21 protein-coding genes are annotated in these 21,032 nt (G+C 44.4%); 20 read left to right on the top strand and 1 reads right to left on the bottom strand.

Features of this window, described 5'->3' with window-relative positions:
* The first annotated feature begins 23 nt into the window (after window positions 1-23).
* The 19 genes from ADIAL_RS01830 (at window position 24) to ADIAL_RS01740 (ending at window position 19,992) form a co-directional block, all read left to right on the top strand.
* Window positions 24-500, top strand: coding sequence for a V-type ATP synthase subunit K (locus tag ADIAL_RS01830; protein WP_034299292.1), 477 nt, complete (start codon window positions 24-26; stop codon window positions 498-500).
* Window positions 501-609: 109 nt separating this feature from the next.
* The gene (locus ADIAL_RS10995) at window positions 610-1,188 is read left to right on the top strand and encodes a V-type ATP synthase subunit E (protein WP_051503642.1); all 579 of its coding nucleotides are present in this window, start codon (window positions 610-612) and stop codon (window positions 1,186-1,188) included.
* Between the two features lie 15 nt (window positions 1,189-1,203).
* Window positions 1,204-2,208: a V-type ATP synthase subunit C gene (locus tag ADIAL_RS01820; RefSeq protein WP_034299289.1), complete on the top strand. Its 1,005-nt coding sequence runs from the start codon at window positions 1,204-1,206 to the stop codon at window positions 2,206-2,208.
* Window positions 2,198-2,509 (top strand): V-type ATP synthase subunit F, encoded by a 312-nt coding sequence (locus ADIAL_RS01815; RefSeq protein WP_034299287.1) that lies wholly within the window; start codon window positions 2,198-2,200, stop codon window positions 2,507-2,509. The genes ADIAL_RS01820 and ADIAL_RS01815 overlap by 11 nt, the downstream gene beginning before the upstream one ends.
* 12 nt (window positions 2,510-2,521) lie before the next feature.
* On the top strand, window positions 2,522-4,306 hold the full coding sequence (locus tag ADIAL_RS01810) for a V-type ATP synthase subunit A (protein WP_155849149.1): 1,785 nt from the start codon (window positions 2,522-2,524) through the stop codon (window positions 4,304-4,306).
* On the top strand, window positions 4,299-5,675 hold the full coding sequence (locus ADIAL_RS01805; protein ID WP_034299279.1) for a V-type ATP synthase subunit B: 1,377 nt from the start codon (window positions 4,299-4,301) through the stop codon (window positions 5,673-5,675). Before ADIAL_RS01810 ends, ADIAL_RS01805 begins: the two co-directional genes overlap by 8 nt.
* Before the next feature lie 5 nt (window positions 5,676-5,680).
* Window positions 5,681-6,313 (top strand): V-type ATP synthase subunit D, encoded by a 633-nt coding sequence (locus ADIAL_RS01800; RefSeq protein WP_034299277.1) that lies wholly within the window; start codon window positions 5,681-5,683, stop codon window positions 6,311-6,313.
* A 228-nt stretch (window positions 6,314-6,541) separates the two neighbouring features.
* Entirely contained in the window at window positions 6,542-7,897 is a 1,356-nt protein-coding gene (locus ADIAL_RS01795) for a patatin-like phospholipase family protein (RefSeq protein WP_034299274.1), read from the top strand.
* Window positions 7,898-7,987: 90 nt separating this feature from the next.
* Window positions 7,988-8,605, top strand: a complete 618-nt coding sequence (gene gmk / locus ADIAL_RS01790; protein ID WP_034299271.1) for a guanylate kinase — start codon at window positions 7,988-7,990, stop codon at window positions 8,603-8,605.
* Window positions 8,606-8,815, top strand: coding sequence for a DNA-directed RNA polymerase subunit omega (rpoZ, locus tag ADIAL_RS01785; protein WP_034299268.1), 210 nt, complete (start codon window positions 8,606-8,608; stop codon window positions 8,813-8,815).
* A gap of 149 nt (window positions 8,816-8,964) precedes the next feature.
* Complete coding sequence (coaBC, locus tag ADIAL_RS01780; RefSeq protein ID WP_034299265.1) at window positions 8,965-10,164, top strand: bifunctional phosphopantothenoylcysteine decarboxylase/phosphopantothenate--cysteine ligase CoaBC; 1,200 nt, start codon at window positions 8,965-8,967, stop codon at window positions 10,162-10,164.
* Window positions 10,165-10,177: 13 nt separating this feature from the next.
* Window positions 10,178-12,589 carry a primosomal protein N' gene (gene priA / locus ADIAL_RS01775; protein ID WP_034299404.1) on the top strand — a complete coding sequence of 804 codons (2,412 nt, stop codon included), beginning with the start codon at window positions 10,178-10,180 and terminating at the stop codon, window positions 12,587-12,589.
* A 19-nt stretch (window positions 12,590-12,608) separates the two neighbouring features.
* Window positions 12,609-13,559, top strand: coding sequence for a methionyl-tRNA formyltransferase (gene fmt / locus ADIAL_RS01770; RefSeq protein WP_034299262.1), 951 nt, complete (start codon window positions 12,609-12,611; stop codon window positions 13,557-13,559).
* Window positions 13,546-14,904, top strand: a complete 1,359-nt coding sequence (gene rsmB, locus ADIAL_RS01765; RefSeq protein WP_231492043.1) for a 16S rRNA (cytosine(967)-C(5))-methyltransferase RsmB — start codon at window positions 13,546-13,548, stop codon at window positions 14,902-14,904. Before fmt ends, rsmB begins: the two co-directional genes overlap by 14 nt.
* Window positions 14,905-14,967: 63 nt before the next feature.
* Window positions 14,968-15,720 (top strand): Stp1/IreP family PP2C-type Ser/Thr phosphatase, encoded by a 753-nt coding sequence (locus ADIAL_RS01760; RefSeq protein ID WP_034299256.1) that lies wholly within the window; start codon window positions 14,968-14,970, stop codon window positions 15,718-15,720.
* 1 nt (window position 15,721) lies between these two features.
* A complete protein-coding gene (gene pknB / locus ADIAL_RS01755) occupies window positions 15,722-17,752 on the top strand; it encodes a Stk1 family PASTA domain-containing Ser/Thr kinase (protein WP_034299253.1) in 2,031 nt (676 codons plus the stop codon).
* Window positions 17,745-18,692 (top strand): ribosome small subunit-dependent GTPase A, encoded by a 948-nt coding sequence (gene rsgA / locus ADIAL_RS01750; protein ID WP_051503641.1) that lies wholly within the window; start codon window positions 17,745-17,747, stop codon window positions 18,690-18,692. Before pknB ends, rsgA begins: the two co-directional genes overlap by 8 nt.
* 2 nt (window positions 18,693-18,694) lie before the next feature.
* The gene (gene rpe, locus ADIAL_RS01745; RefSeq protein WP_034299250.1) at window positions 18,695-19,351 is read left to right on the top strand and encodes a ribulose-phosphate 3-epimerase; all 657 of its coding nucleotides are present in this window, start codon (window positions 18,695-18,697) and stop codon (window positions 19,349-19,351) included.
* Window positions 19,348-19,992 (top strand): thiamine diphosphokinase, encoded by a 645-nt coding sequence (locus ADIAL_RS01740; RefSeq protein ID WP_034299247.1) that lies wholly within the window; start codon window positions 19,348-19,350, stop codon window positions 19,990-19,992. The genes rpe and ADIAL_RS01740 overlap by 4 nt, the downstream gene beginning before the upstream one ends.
* A gap of 69 nt (window positions 19,993-20,061) precedes the next feature.
* On the opposite strand, the gene rpmB is transcribed toward ADIAL_RS01740, so the two are convergent.
* Window positions 20,062-20,250 carry a 50S ribosomal protein L28 gene (rpmB, locus tag ADIAL_RS01735; protein WP_034299399.1) on the bottom strand — a complete coding sequence of 63 codons (189 nt, stop codon included), beginning with the start codon at window positions 20,248-20,250 and terminating at the stop codon, window positions 20,062-20,064.
* Window positions 20,251-20,627: 377 nt separating this feature from the next.
* On the opposite strand from rpmB, the gene ADIAL_RS01730 reads away from it, so the two are divergent.
* On the top strand, window positions 20,628-20,993 hold the full coding sequence (locus ADIAL_RS01730; RefSeq protein ID WP_034299244.1) for an Asp23/Gls24 family envelope stress response protein: 366 nt from the start codon (window positions 20,628-20,630) through the stop codon (window positions 20,991-20,993).
* Window positions 20,994-21,032 lie beyond the last annotated feature (39 nt).

Below are 21,032 nucleotides of genomic sequence, written 5' to 3'. Positions count from 1 at the left end.
ACAATTAATGGAGGAATTTTAAAATGAGTAACTTTGAACTGTTTTTTGGAAATAATTTAGGTTTTGTATTTGGAGCAATCGGGGTCGCCCTAGCTGTTATCCTTTCGGGGATTGGTTCGTCAAGAGGGGTAGGTTCTGCCGGTGAAGCAGCAGCTGCTTTGACAAAAGAACAGCCTGAAAAATTTGGTCGTGCACTTGTCTTGCAGATGCTTCCAGCTACCCAGGGACTTTATGGATTTGTTATCGGTCTGTTAATCATCATCAACTTAACAACTGATCTGGATGTTTCAACAGGTTGGTACTACCTGATGGTTGGTCTGCCTGTAGGATTTACCGGGCTGACTTCTGGTACGCTGCAGGGGCGTGTTTCCGTTGCTGCGATGCAGATTTTAGCGCAAAAGCCAGAGCACACAACTAAAGGGATTATTTACTCAGCGATGGTTGAGACGTACGCAATTCTTGGTTTTGTTATTTCCCTGATGATGATCATCTTCATGTAATTAATGACTACAAGGAATTTGGCATCCAGGCAAAGACCTGTGTTTTTTGCCAGCAAGACCGAATTCCTTTATTTCATTTTTTATCTTTGTTCTGAACAGGAGGGAAACCATGGCTGATTTAAAACTACTAACTGAAAGAATTGTTGAAAAAGAAAAAGCTGCCATACGCGATGGCATCGAAAAAGCTAAAAAAGAGGCAGAAGATGACGTGCAGGCTGCGGAAGCGGAAGCTGTTCAGAAGCGGGCTCAAGAAAAAGAAGCCATAAAAGCTGAGTATGAACAGGAGTATACCATCAAAAAAAACACCCTGGAAATCAAACGTAGAAATGACGTGCTAGCAATCAAGCAGGATCTGCTGCATAAGGTTTTTCAGGAGGCTAAACGAGAGTTGGATCAGATGGATCCATCAGTGTTTAAAACGTTTGTAGCCGGCGTTATTTTACGCTTTAAATCGGACGAAATGATTTCAGTCAGGCTGGGAGAAAAATCTGCAGATGCCATAAGTCAGGATTGGCTGGATGCCAACAGCCCATCTACAATGGATGTTCGATTGCTGGATGAAACGGTACCTAAACGGGCAGGACTGCTGATTGAAAAAGACGGTATCGAGTATAATTTTCTTTTCGAAGCACTAGTCGAAGATGCGAAAATGAGCATATTACCTGATATTTCAGAAGAACTATTCTAAGAGAGGAGCATGTTTATGAAAGATACCGTATACGGATCAAGTAATGTCCTCATTCGTGTTTATGAGAATGATCTCCTCAACCGTTCTCACTATGAGCGCATGCTGCAGGCCAATTCTCTGGAAGAGGCAATCAATGTACTACGGGAAACACCTTACCGTAATGATGTTGAACGTATCAAAGAGGATAATGATTACGATTCTATGTTTATGAACGAATTGCATCAGACATTTGACGAGCTGCTTAAAATTGTTCCCAACAAGGAACTCATCGAACTTGCAGGCCTGAGGTATGCTTATCACAATTTGAAGGTCCTTTTTAAAGAAGAACTGACGAATCAGGATCTCGATCATCTGCTTATCCCTATTGGACGCTATGAGACTTCAGAACTTAGACAGGCTGTACGTATGAAAGATACCGAAGTACTGCCTGCTGCATATTTGGAAAGTATCAAGGAAGTTCAGGATGATTATGATGAGTACCATAATGTGCAAGCGGTCGACATTATTCTGGACAGGCGCTACTTTACCCATTTGCGACTGTTGGCTGACGAGACAAAAGAAGACGAACTGCCAAAACTGGTTGAAACATATATAGACTACCAGAACATGTCCACCTTGATTCGGGGAATGAGACAGGGGAAGAAACGCAATTTTCTTCTGACGGTGTTGTCCAGTTCGGGATCGATTCCTAAGAGCGATCTCTTGGATATAGCAGAAAATGGCTATCAGTATGCTTTACAGTATTTTAGAAGCACGGACTACAGAAAAATCATGGAACAGTCCATTGACAATGAAACAAACGACGTATCCACAGTCAAACTGGATCAGCAGACTGACAATGCCTATATGGAACTGATGCAGGGAGCACGACTGCAGTCCTTTGGGCCAATGCCTGTTCTGGCCTACCTCTACGCTAAAGAAATTGAAGTGAAAAACCTTCGACTTATTCTTTCCGGCAAGGAGAATGGCATATCAGCTGATGCGATCAGAGAAAGGATGCGGTTGAATTATGCGCAATAAAATTGGTGTAGTAGGAGACAAAGACTCTGTACTAGCATTTAAAATGCTCGGGTTTTCAGTATTCTTTGCATCAGAGGCGAAAGAAACAAGACGTCTCATCGACAGTCTGGCAGACAAGGACTATGGAGTGATTTATCTGACAGAACAATTGGCAGAGCTGGTTCCTGAAACAATCAGACGTTATGACGCTAGAATGAAACCTGCCATCATTTTGATCCCCAATCATGCTGGCTCACGCGGCATAGGTAAAAAGCGTGTGCAAGAAAATGTCGAGAAAGCTGTGGGTCAAAATATCTTATAGGAGGCTATGAATTTGAGTAAAGGTACAATTGTAAGTGTATCCGGTCCTTTGGTCACAGCCAAAGGAATGGAAACAGCTAATATACAAGATATTTGCCGGGTCGGAGAATTGGGCCTTATCGGTGAAATTATTGAAATGCGAGGCGATGTTGCCTCCATTCAGGTTTATGAAGAAACATCTATGGTCGGACCTGGAGAAACTGTTGAAACAACAGGAGAAGCTTTATCTGTTGAACTGGCTCCCGGAATGATTTCACAAATGTTTGACGGTATTCAGCGTCCGCTGGATGAGTTCATGGAAAAGACGCAAAGTAATTTTCTGGAACGGGGGATGACAATCGAACCGCTCAACCGTGAGCGCAAATGGGAATTCAAGCCGTCAGTAGAAGCTGGTGCAGAAGTTGAGGCAGGAGATATTGTAGGTGTCGTTCCGGAAACAAAAGTAATTGAGCACCGCATCATGGTCCCATACGGAGTGAAAGGACGCATCAAGTCCATTTCAGCGGGTTCCTTTACTGTCTCTGAAGCACTTTATGTGCTCGAAACAGATGAAGGGGACAAAGAATTCACTATGATGCAGAAGTGGCCTGTGCGTCGCGGACGTCCTATCAAGACCAAGCTGAATCCCGAAGAGCCCCTGATTACTGGTCAGAGGGTCATTGATACCTTGTTCCCGGTTGCTAAGGGCGGGGCAGCTGCTGTACCTGGACCTTTTGGTGCCGGTAAGACAGTCGTGCAGCACCAAATCGCTAAGTGGGCGGACGTGGATATGGTTGTATACGTCGGCTGCGGTGAGCGTGGAAATGAAATGACTGACGTTATCAATGAATTTCCTGAACTAATCGACCCGAATACAGGGGAGTCAATCATGGAGCGAACCGTTCTAATTGCGAACACCTCCAACATGCCGGTAGCGGCTCGTGAAGCTTCCATTTATACAGGAATTACGATTGCAGAATATTTCCGTGATATGGGATATTCGGTTGCCATTATGGCTGACTCGACTTCTCGATGGGCGGAAGCTTTGCGTGAAATGTCCGGTCGACTTGAGGAAATGCCGGGGGATGAAGGATACCCTGCGTATTTGGGTTCCCGTCTTGCTGAGTACTATGAGCGTGCGGGTAAAGTAATCACACTCGGATCTGACGAGCGCCTGGGAAGTATCACAGCGATCGGAGCCGTTTCACCTCCGGGAGGAGATACATCTGAGCCGGTCACACAGAATACTCTGCGTGTCGCTAAAGTATTCTGGGGGCTAGACAGTTCTCTGGCTCAGCGCCGTCACTTCCCTTCTATCAACTGGCTGAATTCTTACTCGCTTTACAGCAATGAGATGAATGAATTTGTTGGTAAAAAACTGGATGTAGACTGGAACGGTATGGTTACCCGTGCTAAAGCACTCCTACAGGATGAATCAGAACTTCAGGAAATTGTCCGCCTGGTTGGGGTTGAGTCACTCTCCGAGCGTGACCGCTTGAAGCTGGTCGTTGCACGCATGATCCGTGAAGACTTCCTTCAGCAGAATGCCTTTGATGATGTAGATACCTACACATCGAGAAACAAGCAGTATGAAATGCTTTACACCATTCTTGACTTTGAAGATCAGGCTGTCCGTGCCATGGATCTGGGAGCCTACTATGATGAAATCATAAAAGGGACAGATGCTGTCCGAGAGAGAGTCGGACGCATGAAGTACATCAAAGAAGCAGAACTGGACAAAATCAAAGAAATCCGTGATCAGTCCAAGCAGGACATGCAAGTAGTATTAGAGAAAGGTGGTGTTGAATCAGATGCTTAAGGAGTATAAGACAGTATCAGAGATTGTCGGTCCGCTGATGACTGTTCAAGGCGTTGAAGGAGTCAAGTTTGATGAGCTCGTAGATATCGAACTTCAGACAGGAGAGCGCAGAAGAGGACAGGTACTTGAAATTAACGGAGACAAAGCAGTGGTTCAGCTGTTTGAAGGGTCTACAGGAATCAATCTGAAAGATACAAAAGTTCGCTTCTTGGCTAAGCCATTGTCTTTGGATGTTTCAGAGGACATGATCGGCCGGACATTTGACGGTATGGGACGTGTCAGCGATGGAGGTCCGGCGCTGATTCCTGAAAAAAGCCTAGATATCAATGGTCAGGCAATCAATCCGATAGCCAGAGATTATCCTGATGAATTTATTCAAACGGGCATCTCGACTATTGACCATCTGAATACCCTGGTCCGTGGTCAAAAGCTGCCAGTGTTTTCTGGTTCAGGGCTCCCTCACAAAGAATTGGCTGCACAGATTGCCAGACAGGCAAGTGTGACTAATGCAGATGAAAAGTTTGCTGTAGTTTTTGCAGCAATCGGTATCACATTCGAAGAAGCCGAGTACTTTATGAACGATTTTAAAAAGACAGGGGCTATCGACCGTTCAGTTCTCTTTGTCAACCTGGCGGATGATCCGGCTATTGAGCGTATTGCTACTCCACGCATGGCTTTAACAGCTGCTGAATATCTGGCTTTTGAAAAAGACATGCATGTACTGGTCATCATGACTGACATGACAAACTATGCAGAAGCGCTACGTGAAGTCTCAGCAGCCAGACGTGAAGTACCTGGACGCCGAGGCTACCCGGGATATCTTTACACCAACTTGGCGACCCTGTACGAACGTGCAGGAAGACTAGAGGGAACTAAAGGATCGGTCACACAGATTCCGATTCTGACGATGCCTGAAGATGACATCACCCATCCTATTCCCGATCTGACCGGGTACATTACCGAAGGACAGATCATTCTGTCAAGGGAACTGTATAATCAAGGCTATCAGCCGCCAATCAATGTCTTGCCGTCTCTGTCGCGCCTGAAAGACAAAGGGACCGGAGAAGGAAAGACGCGCGGGGATCATGCGCCGACGATGAACCAGATCTTTTCGGCTTATGCCCAAGGTAAGGAAGCCAAAGAGCTTTCTGCTGTACTGGGAGAAGCGGCATTGTCAGAAACAGACAGAAGTTATGTGAAATTCACAGACAAATTCGAAAAAGAATATGTCAACCAGGGTAATTATACCAACCGCAATATTCAGGAAACATTGGACCTTGGATGGGACCTCCTGAAAGTTCTGCCACGCGCTGAACTGAAGCGGATCAAAGATGATATGCTGGATAAATACTTGCCCAAAGGAGAGTGAGGTAAATGGCAAAATTAAACGTCAATCCCACTCGCATGGAACTGGCCAACTTGAAGAAACGACTCAAGCTCGCCAGCCGGGGCCATAAGCTGCTGAAGGACAAGCAGGATGAACTGATGCGTCAGTTTATCCAGCTGATCCGAAAAAATAATGATTTAAGAAATCAGGTGGAAGATAAGCTTGAAAAAGCAATGCAGTCCTTTGCTATGGCCAAGTCACTGCTGCACGAGAACTATATAGAAGAACTCATGGCAGTGCCGAGTCAAAGTGTGTCACTGAACATCGACCGTAAAAATATTATGAGCGTCAGAGTGCCTCAGATGAATTTTCATTACGAAGATGATTTGGCAGACCCAAAGGATATCAGCTACGGCTATTTGAATTCCAATGGTGAGCTGGACCTGACTTTTGAATACCTGATTGAAGTCATGCCTAAAATGCTGGAGCTGGCTGAAATCGAAAAAACATGTCAGCTGATGGCCGATGAAATCGAAAAAACTCGCCGCCGGGTTAACGCTCTAGAGTACATGACCATTCCTCAGCTAGAGGAAACGATTTACTTTATTAAGATGAAGCTTGATGAAAGTGAACGGTCAGCGATCACACGTCTGATGAAGGTTAAAGACATGGGTCAATAATCCGTTTGTAAAACGCCTCTTTTCCGTTTTAGCTTCGGCTATACTGAAAGGGGCGTTTTGCATGTACATAAGTGTATAACGCAAGAACAGCTTTGAGCAATTCAGGATGACCTATTGAATAAGTTAAAATGGCCTAACCTCGCTTTGCCTTGTACAGAAGCTTGATAATGCCTTTCACTTTCAGCAATTATTGGCTATAATTTAATAACAGGAAAGTAGGAATTAACAATGACAAGTGAATTCTTCGAAAAAAAACATGCTTCAAGAGCCCTTGTCTTTGGTGGAGGAGGTGCCAAAGGCGCTTATGAAATTGGCGTCTGGAAAGCACTTGAACAGCTGGAGTATGTACCGGACATTCTGACGGGGACTTCAGTCGGGGCTTTGAATGGTGCGTTGTACATATTAGGAAATGTCAAGGATGCAGAAAATATGTGGAAACAGATTGAGACGGGCTCTATTCTTGATGTTCACATGCCTTTAAGCATTGAAAGTTTCGCAGACTACCGTCAGACCCTTACCGGCTTTCTTATCAAAATTATCCGCGAGCAGGGGCTAAGTTCCAAACCGCTTGAGAAGCTTATCCATACGTACATTGACAATGAAAGCAAGATTCGCAACAGCGGCATGACTTTTGGGCTGTCTACCACTAACCTCAAAACACGTAAAATAGAATATTTTTTTCTTGAAGACATTCCTGAAGGCAAACTCAATGACTATCTTTTGGCGAGCTCTTCCTTATATCCAGCGATACAAAAAAAGGTTATTGACGGGGTTCCCTACATTGATGGCGGTTATCAGAACCGGATGCCGATAGAAATGGCCCTGCAAAAAAAACCTGAGCAGATGATTATTGTGGACATCAAAGGTCCGGGACTGTTCAGCAGTCACTACAGAACAGGGGACTGTGACAGTCTGCTCATCTCTACTAAATGGCCGCTGGGAGACATGCTGCTGTTTGACAAGAGGAGAACGGAAGTTAACATCCAACTAGGCTACTATGATACGCTCAAGTTGGGAGAGCCGGATCAGTATGGCGGCTTATGGTATACTTTTAATCGCGGTAGCTTACGGGAGGAGCAGGAGCAGTTTTATCTGGCGCTTTACGAACTTCTTACCGGCGAACGCAGCCGAGCTTTATACAATTATATCAGCAAAGAAGAGCATCAGCTGCCGATGCTGAAGGATTTGAACCGAAGGTGGAGAGATACGATCACAAAAAGTAATATCGCTCTGGCAGTCATGGAACTGACCGGAAAAACGCTCAATATCCTGCCGGACCAACTGTATACTGTGGCCGATTTTCAGGAAAAAATTCTCCGACGAATAAAAAAAATGCAAGCCGAAAATAAATTGACTTCGATAGAAGAATTTCAACCGAGGTTTGTACTGAGTGGTAAGGAATGGTCAGAAGAGTTTCTGGAAAGTTTGCCTCTGCTCTCTAACCGGGCATTGATGCTGCAACTTCTGGAGAGGCTGGAAAATGATTCGTTTGACTGGGAAGTCAGTTGGCATAGACTGCTAATTCGAACCCGGCCATTTCCTTTTGTGATGGCACTGTATCTGAAATATCTTTTAAGTAAGTGAAAATAGCAAAATACATTTCTTTATTGCCGGTGGTATGGTAGAATTGAGGATAAGTTTTTATTCAGAGAATGTGTTGGGAAGGAAGTACACATGAGAGATAGAGGATTGTTGATTGTCTTGTCCGGACCTTCTGGCGTCGGTAAAGGGACAGTAAGGAAAGCTATTTTTGATAACTATTCAAATGAATTCGATTATTCAATCTCAATGACGACACGTAAAATGCGTGACGGCGAAAGAGAAGGAATTGATTACTTTTTCAGGACCAAAGATGAGTTTGAGCAGCTGATCAAAGAGGATGGCTTGCTGGAGTATGCTGAGTACGTAGGCAACTATTACGGCACCCCACTGGATTATGTGAACAAAACCCTGGATGAAGGGCGCGATGTCTTTTTAGAAATTGAGGTTCAAGGGGCGCTCAAAGTAAGAGAAAAAATGCCGGAAGGAATCTTTATCTTCCTGTCTCCGCCAGATTTGGAAGAACTGAAAGCGCGAATTGTCAATCGCGGTACAGACAGTAACGAAATGATTGAGCGTCGTATGCACAAAGCTGTAGAAGAACTGAAGCTTATTCAGTATTATGATTACGTCGTAGAAAATGATACAGTTGAAAATGCAGCCAGAAAAATTAGAAATATCATTGAAAGCGAACACCTAAAAGTAACGCGAAACCTTAAAGAATATGCTGAAATTATAGAGGAGATGGAATAAATGCTTTTATACCCTTCACAAGATGATTTATTGAACAAAATCGATTCAAAATACTCACTGGTGATTCTAGCTGCCAAACGTGCCAAGCAGCTTCATGACAATGAGTCAGCAACTATGCTGGAGGACTACCAGAGCAAAAAAAATGTAGGTAAAGCACTGGAAGAAATTAAGTCAGGCGATCTGGTCCTGGACCCTGACAGCATCAATTAATCAAATTTTCAAGCCTCTGTTCATCTGTCCGTTGACCTGTCAACGTCAGAACCGTTCAGAGGTTTTTTCTAGTACTGAAAAGACTGGACCAGTACAGACAAGATACACTATAACTGGTAAAATAATAGAAAGACTGATGGGGTGAACTGATGATCAAAGGCAAAAAAATTGCGTTTTATGTTACAGGTGGTATTGCAGTCTACAAAGCTGTGGATCTGATGCGGGAGTTAATCAAAAGAGGGGCAGAGGTCCGAGTCGCCATGACACCCAGTGCAGGCCAGTTTGTTACGCCACTGACTTTTCAAGTATTGAGTCGTCGTTCAGTATCGGTTGATACATTTTCTGAGGAAGATCCTTCTGTGGTGAATCACATCAACATAGCTGACTGGGCAGACTATGCTGTTATTGCGCCGCTTTCAGCCAATACACTGGCTAAGCTGGCTAATGGACTGGCAGATAATTTTGTAACATCCGCCTTGCTAGCAACGGCTAAGCCAATTTTCGCCGTTCCGGCAATGAATGCAAATATGTATCGTAATCCAATCACTCAGGAAAATATAAGGAAACTGGCTGAAAGAAGGGTTACCCTTATGAAGCCTGATATAGGTTTTTTGGCGGAAGGCTATAGTGGAGAAGGAAGGTATCCGGAGAAAGAACGCATTATTAGCGAACTGGAGCTGTTTATCCGGTCAAATCAGACCGAATTGCCTCTTGAAGGGGAAAAAGTTATCGTTACTGCTGGAGGGACGAGAGAACGCATCGATCCCGTCCGCTATATTACCAATGACTCATCAGGAAAGATGGGGCATGCTCTGGCTGTGGAGGCCTGGAAGCAAGGAGCCGAAGTGATTCTGGTTACAGCAAGTCCATTGGCTGTTCCATCCTACATTCATACCATTAGAGTAGAGTCTGCTCAGCAGATGCATGAAGCTGTTCTTGAAGAATTTAACGACGCAGCAGCCGTTATTATGGCCGCCGCGGTTTCCGACTATACCCCTGAGACGAGAGAAACACAGAAAATGAAGAAAAAAGAGGACCTGACCCTGCGTTTTAAAAAAAATCCAGATATTCTTAAGGACTTGGGAACGAAAAAAACTGCAGAACAGTGTCTAATTGGCTTTGCTGCTGAGACAGAAGAACTGGTGTCTTATGCAAAGCAGAAATTGCGAGATAAACATGCTGATTTGATTGTAGCCAATGATGTCAGCCAGTCTGACCGAGGATTCAATTCAGACCAGAATGAAGTGACTTTGCTAACCAAAACAGACAATCCTCGCACACTGACATTAAGAGATAAATCGGAAATCGCTGGAGAAATCATCAGTTGGCTGATTAACTATATTGACTGAAGGGAAAGATAAAATGCCGCTCATTGCTGATATTATTGTAGATGTTCCTGTTCTTCAAACAAATCAGACCTATTCATACAAGGTGCCAGACAGGTTTGCCGACCTTATTCATACGGGTATGCGTGTAGTTGTACCTTTTGGAAAGGGAAGCCGGGCGGTCCAGGGCTTCGTAGTCAATATGACTGAACAGGAACAGCCTGAGCAAGAACTGAAAGCAATCAGCTCTGTAATGGATGAGAAGCCTGTGCTGAACAAAGAGTTGATTGCTTTAGGAAAAGATTTAGCCTATGAGTCTTACAGCTTTCAGATCAAATGCTATCAGACCATGCTGCCCGCTGTTTTAAAAGCAAAGTATACTAAGCAAATTACTGTAACGGATGACATCGACGAGTCTGTTCTTTATGACGTGTTCAAAGGTAAGCATACGCTAAGCTGGGAAGATGCTGAGAGCAGGGGAAAGCTAGATCAAGTCCTGAAGCTGGTCCGTGAGGATAAAGTTAGTATTGACTATGATGTAGCTGACCGAACAACAACAAAGAAAGAAAAATATCTTAAACCTCTTTTAAGTTATGAAGCTTATGAAGACGAAAGAGCGGGACTACAGAAAAATGCCTACAAACAGCTTCTGTTGCTTAACCTGCTTCAGAATCAGGAGGGGAACTTGCTCTCATACGCTGATTTAAAAACTCAGGGACTGACGTCGGCTCATATTCGTTCGGGTACAGATAAAAAGTGGTGTCAAATAGTCGAAAAAGAAGTCCTACGCGATCCGTTTGCTGATGTATCGTTTGAGCAAAGCAGCGATCTGACACTGACACATGACCAGTCTGAAGCCTATAACCAAATCCATGCCGCTGTCAAGGATGATCGGCATGAAGTTTTTCTGCTTAAAGGAGTAACGGGCAGCGGAAAGACGGAAGTATATCTGCAGTCTATTGCTCGAGTGCTGGAGAAAGGTGAGGGAGCTTTAATGCTGGTCCCAGAGATTGCTTTGACTCCCCAGATGGTTGATCGTTTTAAGAGTCGCTTCAAAGAACAGGTAGCAGTGCTGCACAGTGGTTTATCTGACGGAGAGAAGTATGATGAGTGGCGTAAAATTTCCAGAGGAGAGGCAGCCGTAGTAGTGGGTGCCCGGTCAAGTATATTCGCTCCCCTGAATAAGATTGGCCTGATCATTATTGATGAAGAGCACGAAACGACTTATAAACAGGAAGAGTTTCCTAAGTACCATGCCCGAGATGTCGCAATATGGCGTGGACAATACCATGATTGCCCAGTTATACTAGGAAGTGCAACGCCCTCATTGGAATCCAGAGCTAGGGCAACTAAAGGTGTCTACAGCTTGTTGAAACTGAATACAAGAGCTAATCAGCAGACTATGCCTGAAGTCAAGGTTGTCGACATGAGAGAGGAAGCCCGGGCAGGCAACCGGGCTACTTTTTCTGAGCAGCTAAAAGCAGAACTGCTTGACCGGCTTCAAAAAAAAGAACAGTCCGTTTTACTGCTGAACAGGAGGGGCTATTCTTCTTTTGTGCTCTGCCGCGACTGTGGCTATGTGCTGGAATGCCCCAATTGTGATATATCTCAGACGCTACACATGGATACCCGTACGATGAAGTGTCATTATTGTGGACACGAAGAGGGAATCCCTAGCAGCTGTCCGAAATGTCAAAGCAGTTCGATTCGCTACTATGGAACGGGTACACAGAAAGTGGAGGAAGAACTTCAGGCGCTTATACCTAAGGCACGAATTATTCGAATGGATGTTGATACAACTCGGAAAAAAGGTGCGCACCAGAAGCTGTTCAAACGCTTTGAAAAGCAGGATGCAGACATCCTGCTGGGAACACAAATGATTGCCAAAGGACTGGATTTCCCCAATGTTACACTTGTTGGTGTAATTAATGCAGACACGTCTCTGGGCCTTCCGGACTTCCGGTCAGCTGAGAAGACCTTCCAGCTGCTGACTCAGGTAAGTGGACGGTCGGGCAGGGGGGAAAAGAAAGGTGAAGTCATTGTTCAGTCATTTAACCCTGACCATTACGCCATCCAGCTTGCCAAAAAGCATGATTACGAGACGTTCTATAAAAGAGAAATGAGCCTGCGGCGAATGAGTCAGTATAGTCCCTACTATTTTCTGACAAAAATTTCAGTCAGTCATGCAAACGAAATGACAGCCGCTAAAAAAATACAGGAGTTCATCAACTTCCTTAAGCCGGCTCTGTCGAACCAGGCTATCATCCTTGGGCCGACACCCAAATCGATTGCCCGGACGCACAATCGCTATCACTTTCAGGTCCTTATAAAGTATAAAAAAGAAGCCCAGTTAAAAGAAAAGTGTCATGAACTACTGATGAATACGCAGAAAGAACAGGCAAAAGGACTGTATATCTCCATTGATTATCAGCCGATCGATTTTGTCTAAAGAAACGGAGCAGTTTAGAATGAAAAAAATTGTATTTATGGGAACACCCCAATTTGCCGTACCAATACTAGAGGGCCTAATCAATGATGGAGCATACGAGGTGATTGCTGCAGTAACTCAGCCTGACCGGAAGGTAGGCAGAAAAAAGACACTGACTCCTCCACCTGTCAAGCAAGCGGCTATGGCACAGGGGATTCAGGTTTTGCAGCCGGAAAAACTTTCCAGCTCAAAAGAGCAGCAGCAGATTCTGGACCTGAAACCAGATCTCATCGTCACAGCTGCCTACGGACAGTATGTACCGACAGTCCTGCTCAATGCGCCTGAATATCGGGCAGTCAATGTACATGCTTCACTTTTGCCAAAATACCGGGGAGCTGCACCCATTCATTATGCCCTGATCAACGGAGACGAGAAGACAGGTGTAACCATCATGTATATGGAAAAGGAAATGGATGCCGGGGATATCTTGAGTCAGGCTAGCCTGAAGATCACATCAGAAGACACAGTCGGCAGTTTGTTCGATAAGTTGAGTCTTTTGGGTAGAGATCTTCTGCTTGATACGCTTCCGGCTCTCTTTGACGGCAGAATAAAAGCCCAAAAACAAAAAGAAGACGAGGTCACTTATGCCCCAATGATCACTCCAGAACAGGAAAAAATAAACTGGAATGACTCGGCTGAAGCTGTCGCCAATAAAATCAGAGGAATGAACCCGTTTCCTGGAGCCTACAGTCAGCTGGAAGGCCAGCGGTTCAAAATCTGGTTTGCCGAGCCGCTTGCCCTTACTACCGAAGTAGAGCCTGGTACGATAATCAAATTGAACAGGCGGGAGATGTGGGTCCAGTGTGGTATGAACACGGCAGTGTCTTTAATGGAAGTTCAGCCATCCGGCAAGCCTCGCATGCAGATCAATCATTATCTGCAAGGAGCAGTCAATCATCTGGAAGAAGGAGCACATTTTGAAGAAATCTAAAATGAATCAAAATAGCCGCTATTTGGCTATGACTGTATTGGAAAAAGTAGAAAAACAGCAGGCCTTCAGTAACCTGTTGTTGAATGATGTACTAAATTCAAAGGAACTGACGGCTACAGACCGCGCTTTCCTGACAGAACTGGTCTACGGGGTCATTCAAAACAAAATCAAGCTGGATTACATGCTAGAACCTTTTATCGGCCGGCAGAAAAAGATAGACAGTTGGGTTAGGCAGCTTTTGCGACTGTCACTCTATCAGATGATTATTTTGGACAGGATCCCTACACATGCTGCTGTAGATGAAGCCGTTCAGATTGCCAAATTCAAAGGACATAAAGGGATATCTGGTTTCATTAATGGAGTGCTGAGAGCAATCGATCGGAAAGGAGTCCGCGATCCGCAAGCTATTAGGGAGTGGGGTCTTCGCATGTCAGTCACTTACAGCTATCCAGAATGGATTGTCAGCCTTCTGGAGGAAGAAGTGGGCCGAGAACAGACCGAAGAATTGTTGCAGTCACTGTCTAGTCGGGCCAAAGTCAGCGTAAGAGTAAACACAAACAGGCAGTCAGTAGAAGACGTGGCCCGTCAATTGGCTGAAGAAGGATTTGAGACCGTTAGAAGTAAAGTCTCTGACCAGGTATTGATCTGCCAGAATGGCTTGCCGGTAAACTCCGCACTCTTTATTGAAGGAGTGATTACAGTTCAAGATGAAAGCTCGGCCTTGGTAGCTGAAGCGATGCAGCTGACTCCGGCTGATCAGGTGCTAGATGCCTGTGCGGCCCCGGGAGGAAAGACCGCTCACATCGCTTCCTATCTGAGTGCAGAAGCTGGAGGAAAAGTGACAGCACTTGATCTGCATGAAAAAAAAGTAAACAAAATCATTGAAAATGCAGCTCGTCTGCGTGTGTTAGATGTGGTCGATACACGTGCGATGGATGCACGGCAGGCAGGTAATGTCTTTGAGCCCCAAAGCTTTGAGCGGGTTCTTGTAGATGCACCATGTTCCGGGCTTGGACTGATGAGACGCAAGCCGGACATACGCTACCAGAAAAAACTGGAAGACATAGTTTCTCTTCAGAAAGTGCAGCTGGATATACTGGATGCGGTGGCGCCTTTGGTCAAAAAAGACGGGCTACTGGTCTACAGTACGTGTACCATTACCCGTAAAGAAAACGATGAAGTTATCGAGCAGTTTTTACACACGCATCCTGACTATGAAAAACAGGAAGTGCATACAAGCCAAGCGCTTTCTAAAGCTGAATCTGATGGTATGCTGCATTTGTATCCGCACTATTATCAGACAGATGGATTTTTTATTGCAGCATTGAAAAGAAAAGAAGACTAGAACACTTGCGGAAACTGGCTGAAAAGGCAGTCCGCTACATAGTGAGGGCTGGAGTGATAATGAGTGAATACATGTAAAAAAACGCATATAGGCAGGCGCTCTTCTAATCAGGATTACCTTGAACTCTTTTATAATCAAAATGGCCAGCTCCTAGCTATCCTGTGTGACGGGATGGGTGGACATAAGGCGGGGGATATTGCGAGCGAGATGGCCGTTATACAGCTTGGTCACCAGTGGGAAGAGACAGCTTTTACTGCTGAAGACAAAGTCAAAACATGGCTGGATCATCACATCAATTTAGAGAATCAGCGCATTTATCGGGTGGCAAAAAGTTATGATGATCTTGAAGGCATGGGTACTACACTGGTGACAGCTGCCTTTATAGGAGATAAAATCCTGATAGGAAACATTGGAGACAGTCGAGCTTATCAGCTTAACAGCCAAACGGGTCATCTTGACCTGATCACAATCGACCACTCTTTTGCCAACGAACTTCAGATGAGTGGAGAGATAACCGCTGAAGAAGCAAAAACCCACCGCCAGAGACATACACTGACACGGTCTTTGGGTGTATACGACAAAGTGAATGTCGACTTTTTCCTTCTGGAACGTGAGGAAACAGATTTGCTGTTGCTCTGTTCTGACGGCCTGTCCAATGGGCTGGACATTCAGTCAATGCAAGCTGTTTTAAGTAAAGAAACCCATTTAGACCGTATAGGCGAATCACTGGTGCTCAAAGCCCTTGAGAATGGATCGACAGACAACATCAGTCTTTGTCTGATTCAAGAGGACCGACATAGGAAGGGAGGGGAATGATATGATACCAGGAGAGAGAATAAGCAACAGGTATAAAATTATAAAAGAAATCGGATCCGGCGGGATGGCCAAGGTATATTTAGCGACAGACCTCATACTGGAAAGGCAAGTCGCTGTCAAGCTGATGGCCTACAACTTTCATAATGACGAAGCAAGTATTCGGCGATTTAAGCGCGAAGCTCTTTCAACAACTGAACTGACTCATCCAAATATTGTCAATGTTGTGGACGTCGGGGAAGACGACACTCCTTATATTGTCATGGAATATGTTGAAGGGTATGACCTGAAAGATTTTATCAAGCATCATCACCCACTTCCTTACCGAAAAACGATTGGCATTATGACTCAGATATTGGATGCTGTAGAATATGCCCACAATCACAATATTATTCATAGAGATCTCAAGCCTCAGAATATCTTAATTGATCATGATGAGAAGGTGAAAATTACGGATTTTGGTATCGCTGTAGCCTTATCTGAGAACTCAATTACTCAGACCAACTCCTTGCTTGGATCAGTGCACTACATTTCACCTGAACAGGCAAGGGGCAGCATGGCAACTAAGCAGTCGGATATTTATTCACTGGGTATCTTGCTCTATGAAATGCTCTCAGGAAAAGTACCTTTTGACGGAGAATCAGCAGTGTCAATTGCGCTGAAACATTTTCAAAATGATATGCCTTCCCTGAAAGAGAATGATTCTTCTCTGCCTCAGGCGCTCGAAAACGTTGTTCTGAGAGCGACTGCAAAAGAAGCCTCTAATCGTTATGGATCCATAGTCGAAATGAAGGAAGATCTGGAATCGGCATTATCCGCTTCCCGTTCTGATGAGGCACGTTTTGAGCCAACTTCTTTCTCAGATGATGAGACCAAAATGATTCAGCCTATTCCTGTACCGGCTCAAGCCGAATTCACAGCAAAAACGGACAACAGCCGGACAGCCACATTAGAGCTGGCGAATGCTTCGGATAAAGCAAGTCCACAGGATGAGCAGTCGAGCTGGAAGAAAAGGCGCAACCTGCTGCTGATTATTATTCTGCTGCTGGTGATGATTGGTTCACTACTAGTGTTCAGCATGACTCGGCCTCAAGAGGTGCAGGTACCGGATTTTTCAGGTGTCAGCCTTGAAGAGGTAGAAAATAGTCTGAGCGAACTCAACCTTGAGCTTGGTGAATTGACCGAGCAGTATCACGCAGAGATTGAAGCGGATCATGTTATTCGTTCCCGTCCTTCCGAGGGTGCTGTATTGAGGGAAGGAGCCGCGATTAATCTCTATGTTAGTATGGGGGAAGAACGTGTCGCAATGGAGAATTATGAGGGTCAGGCTTTCGAAGATGCCCGTGCTGAGTTAACGGATTTAGGTTTCACAGTCGAAAGGGAGGAAGCCTTTAGCGCTGAGGTACAGGAAGGACGTGTCATCTCTCAGAGTTTAGAAGCTGGTGAAGAGGCAGTTCCAGGAGATACGATTGTTACTCTGGTAGTCAGCACCGGACCTGAAGGTTTTGCGTTAAGACGGCTGATTGGGTATTCATCTGTCGGGGTCGAAGATTATGCCAATGATTTGAATCTGTCGGTGACGATAACGAACGAGCCGCACGACACGATTCCGGAAGGTCAGGTAGCTAGACAATCTCCTGAACCGGGCACAACAATTTATCCTGGTTCCCGTATTTCAGTTGTCTTTTCAAGTGGACCTGAAGAACCCGAAACTATATCTTTCGACAGAGGAATCATCGTCGATTATGAGTCACCGAACAATCGAGATGATGAGAACGAAACAGAAGAATCTGAAGAGAATGACGAAAACGATGAACAAGATGTAGAAGAGCAGAGTCTCGAGGCTAATCAGATTGAGATATACGTAGAAGATGCTGAAAATTCTTTTGATGAGGTATATAGAGCGTTTGACATTTTTGAGGATACGCCGGTTATACTGAATTTGACGGTTGAAGAGGGTCAGACAGCAGCATTTAGGGTTTACAGAGATGGTGAGCTAATTAAAGAGGAACTCGAAATCAGTCCGGATGACTGAGTTTAAACAGAAAGGACGCGACAGCTTGAAAAATGGACGTATCATCAAAGCTTTAAGTGGATTTTACTATATTCAGTCAGAAGATGGAAAAATCTATCAGACTAAGCCCAGAGGGATTTTTAGAAAAAGAAACGAGAGTCCTCTTGTTGGTGATGAGGTCAAGTTCTCAGCTTCTGCTATCACAGAAGGAACTCTGGAGGAAATCAGTCAGCGCAGTAATCAGCTGACTCGACCGACGGTGGCCAATGTGGATATTGGGGTGATCATCATGTCACTCAAAGATCCTGATTTTTCTACCTCACTTCTAGACCGGTATTTAGTGTCTCTTGAACAACACCATATTCAGCCGGTCATCTGGATCACAAAAACAGACCTGGCAGACGAAAAAGAATATGAAAAAGTTAAAGTACATGCCGATTATTATCGTAAGATAGGCTATGAGGTCATTTTGCCTGAAAGAGACAAGGTCTTGGAACAAGTCGAAGTGGAAGATTTGTTTGGAAGCATGATTACTAAGCGTCTGGCAGTATTTCTTGGGCAATCGGGTGCTGGAAAATCGACTCTATTGAATAGACTGGATGCGAATCTGCAGCTTAAAATTGGAGAAACTTCCAAATCTCTTGGCAGAGGCCGGCATACGACCAGACATGTTGAACTGGTTCCTTTGCTGGGTGGACTGATTGCTGATACACCGGGATTTAGTGCTATTGAGTTTGATGATATCGCTGCTGCAGATCTGGCAGTCTGTTTTCCTGAGATATGGGAAACAGGCCGAGAATGCCGGTTTAAAGGGTGTGTTCATCAAAATGAACCGAACTGTGCGGTCAAGACAGCAGTAAATAAGGGAACTATTGCCCAGCACAGGTACGATCACTATCTTTCGATACTTGAAGAAATACAGAATAGAAAACCACGTTATGGAAAGAAGAGAGGAAGTTGATGATGAAAATTGCTCCTTCGATATTGAGTGCAGATTTTGCAGAACTGAAAAAAGAAGTTAAAAAAGTTGAGCAAGGAGGGGCAAAATGGATCCATGTCGACACAATGGATGGCCATTTTGTACCCAATTTGACGTTTGGGGCTAATGTGGTCAAGGCGCTGAGACCCCATACTGATTTGTTGATGGACTGCCACCTGATGGTAGAGAAGCCGGAAGAGTATATAGATTCTTTTTATGAAGCTGGAGCAGATCTGGTCACAATCCATGCTGAAAGCACTGTGCATGTCCATCGGGCGCTTCAGATGATCAAGAACAAAGGAATCAAGGCAGGTATTGCTTTAAATCCGGCAACCCCAGTATCTCAAGTCCAGGCAGTTCTGCCGATGGTCGATCTCGTTCTGGTCATGACGGTCAATCCGGGTTTTGGTGGGCAGGCGTTTATACCAGAAACCCTTGATAAAATCAGGCAGCTGGATATGCTGAAAAAAAATGAAAAACTAGATTACGAAATAGAAGTGGATGGAGGCATCAATCCTGAAACAGCTGCAGCATGTGCAGAAGCAGGTGCGACAGTAATGGTTGCAGGATCTTATATTTATAATGCTGAAAATGCGGCCAGCCAGATTGATAGTCTTCAAAAGGCGGTCAACAAAGGATGATAAGCCGGGTGCATATCATGCTGGGGTCTCCCGAAATGGACAAGTTAAGGCTTGATTTGAGACCGGGAGACAAAGTAGTGGGAGTAGACAAAGGGGCCCTGATGTTGCTAGATGAGGGAGTTTCAGTTGATCTGGCGATTGGAGACTTTGACTCGGTATCCGAAGCAGAGTATGAAAAGATTACCAGAGAAGCCAGGGAGTATCGCCGGTTTGAAGCTGAAAAAGATGATACGGATGCTGAGCTGGCCATCGAGTGGGCTGAGAAGCGCTATAAGCCAGACAAACTATTTGTTTATAACTGGTCTGGAGGTCGAATGGACCATTTGCTTAACCTACTTTTTTTAGTACATCAGCCAAGGTTCGAAGATATTATTCAAAAAATTGAGTTTAAGCATTCACAAAACAATGTGACCTTTTATAAAGCAGGCAGTTATCATTTAGACAGGCAAAAGAATATGAAATACTTGGCCTTTGTAGGGATGACAGCTCTTAAAGGTTTGAGTACAACTGGGGTGAAGTATCCAGTCGATAGATTGGATACAGCATATCCAGTTACTCTAATCAGTAATGAATTTACACAAGAATATAGTCGTTTTTCATTTTCAGAGGGCGTTTTGGCTGTTATACAAAGCAGCGGATAAATTAAAAAAGAACGGAAAACCAGGATCACAGGGATCTGAGTTTTTCCGTTCTTTTATTTGTGGTTGTGATTAAACGCGTTCAACTTTACCTGATTTTAAAGCGCGAGCAGAGACCCAAACTTTTTTAGGTTTGCCGTCAACCATGATGCGAACTTTCTGCAGGTTCGCAGCGAAACGACGTTTTGATTTGTTGTTAGCGTGTGAGCGGTTGTTTCCGCTTCTAGCTTTACGTCCAGTTACAAAACATTCTTTAGCCATTTTTTCTCCTCCTTCGTGCTTAGCCTTATCAATCAAAGCTAAATCATACTTATACAAGTTACCATAGATGAGAGAAGGAGGCAAGTGTTTTTTGATCTCCTTAAAGGTTTTTTACTTTACAGACTATAGAGAAAGGATACCTGATGTCTATTTCATATAATGCATAGAAATTTATTGTCAAATAACAGGTTTATCTACAAATAGAGGCTATAACAGTGTATACTGGATTGTATGAACAAATCTAGTGTACAGGTCAGAGAGAGGCAAGGGAGGATACATCTTGTCTTTTTTTAGCGGGCTCAATATGCTAAAATATGTTTGAATGTCAAAGAAACCTTTAGATGCAGGTATGCATGTCAAACGAAAGGGGAAAAAGGATGAGTATTCAATTGAACAATGAATTTGGAACGATAGAAATGTCCAGCGACGTTATTTCCACCGTTGTCGGTGGAGCAGCTACTGAAATTTATGGTATCGTCGGGATGGCCAGCCGCAAGCATGTTAGAGACGGAATCAACGAGATACTGAACCGGGACAATTATTCACGTGGAGTAGTCGTTCGCCAGGAAAATGATCAGATTGCTGTTGACGTCTATATCATCGTCAGCTACGGCACTAAGATTACAGAAGTGTCCAAAAACGTTCAGGAACGAGTAAGGTATCAGCTTGAGCACGATCTGGGCATCGTGACTGACTCAGTGAATGTCTTTGTCCAGGGAGTCAGAGTACTCAACGAGTTATAAGCCAACGTCACATGTTTGATTGTGGCAAAGGAGGAAATA

The sequence above is a fragment of the Alkalibacterium sp. AK22 genome (genome assembly GCF_000585255.1).
In the GTDB taxonomy this organism is placed as follows: Bacteria; Bacillota; Bacilli; order Lactobacillales; family Carnobacteriaceae_A; genus Alkalibacterium.
Note: the sequence above shows the minus strand (reverse complement) of the source record. Positions and strands in the feature narration are given on the sequence as shown.

Bases quoted from the DNA above. Each gene is read 5' to 3' on its own strand.
- pknB (WP_034299253.1), top strand. From the start codon at position 15,722: ATGATACCAGGAGAGAGAATAAGCAACAGGTATAAAATTATAAAAGAA.
- rpe (WP_034299250.1), top strand. From the start codon at position 18,695: ATGAAAATTGCTCCTTCGATATTGAGTGCAGATTTTGCAGAACTGAAA.
- rsgA (WP_051503641.1), top strand. From the start codon at position 17,745: ATGACTGAGTTTAAACAGAAAGGACGCGACAGCTTGAAAAATGGACGT.
- rpmB (WP_034299399.1), bottom strand. From the start codon at position 20,250: ATGGCTAAAGAATGTTTTGTAACTGGACGTAAAGCTAGAAGCGGAAAC.
- ADIAL_RS01795 (WP_034299274.1), top strand. From the start codon at position 6,542: ATGACAAGTGAATTCTTCGAAAAAAAACATGCTTCAAGAGCCCTTGTC.
- coaBC (WP_034299265.1), top strand. From the start codon at position 8,965: ATGATCAAAGGCAAAAAAATTGCGTTTTATGTTACAGGTGGTATTGCA.
- ADIAL_RS10995 (WP_051503642.1), top strand. From the start codon at position 610: ATGGCTGATTTAAAACTACTAACTGAAAGAATTGTTGAAAAAGAAAAA.
- fmt (WP_034299262.1), top strand. From the start codon at position 12,609: ATGAAAAAAATTGTATTTATGGGAACACCCCAATTTGCCGTACCAATA.
- ADIAL_RS01830 (WP_034299292.1), top strand. From the start codon at position 24: ATGAGTAACTTTGAACTGTTTTTTGGAAATAATTTAGGTTTTGTATTT.
- ADIAL_RS01740 (WP_034299247.1), top strand. From the start codon at position 19,348: ATGATAAGCCGGGTGCATATCATGCTGGGGTCTCCCGAAATGGACAAG.
- ADIAL_RS01820 (WP_034299289.1), top strand. From the start codon at position 1,204: ATGAAAGATACCGTATACGGATCAAGTAATGTCCTCATTCGTGTTTAT.
- rpoZ (WP_034299268.1), top strand. From the start codon at position 8,606: ATGCTTTTATACCCTTCACAAGATGATTTATTGAACAAAATCGATTCA.
- ADIAL_RS01800 (WP_034299277.1), top strand. From the start codon at position 5,681: ATGGCAAAATTAAACGTCAATCCCACTCGCATGGAACTGGCCAACTTG.
- priA (WP_034299404.1), top strand. From the start codon at position 10,178: ATGCCGCTCATTGCTGATATTATTGTAGATGTTCCTGTTCTTCAAACA.
- ADIAL_RS01815 (WP_034299287.1), top strand. From the start codon at position 2,198: ATGCGCAATAAAATTGGTGTAGTAGGAGACAAAGACTCTGTACTAGCA.
- ADIAL_RS01805 (WP_034299279.1), top strand. From the start codon at position 4,299: ATGCTTAAGGAGTATAAGACAGTATCAGAGATTGTCGGTCCGCTGATG.
- ADIAL_RS01730 (WP_034299244.1), top strand. From the start codon at position 20,628: ATGAGTATTCAATTGAACAATGAATTTGGAACGATAGAAATGTCCAGC.
- gmk (WP_034299271.1), top strand. From the start codon at position 7,988: ATGAGAGATAGAGGATTGTTGATTGTCTTGTCCGGACCTTCTGGCGTC.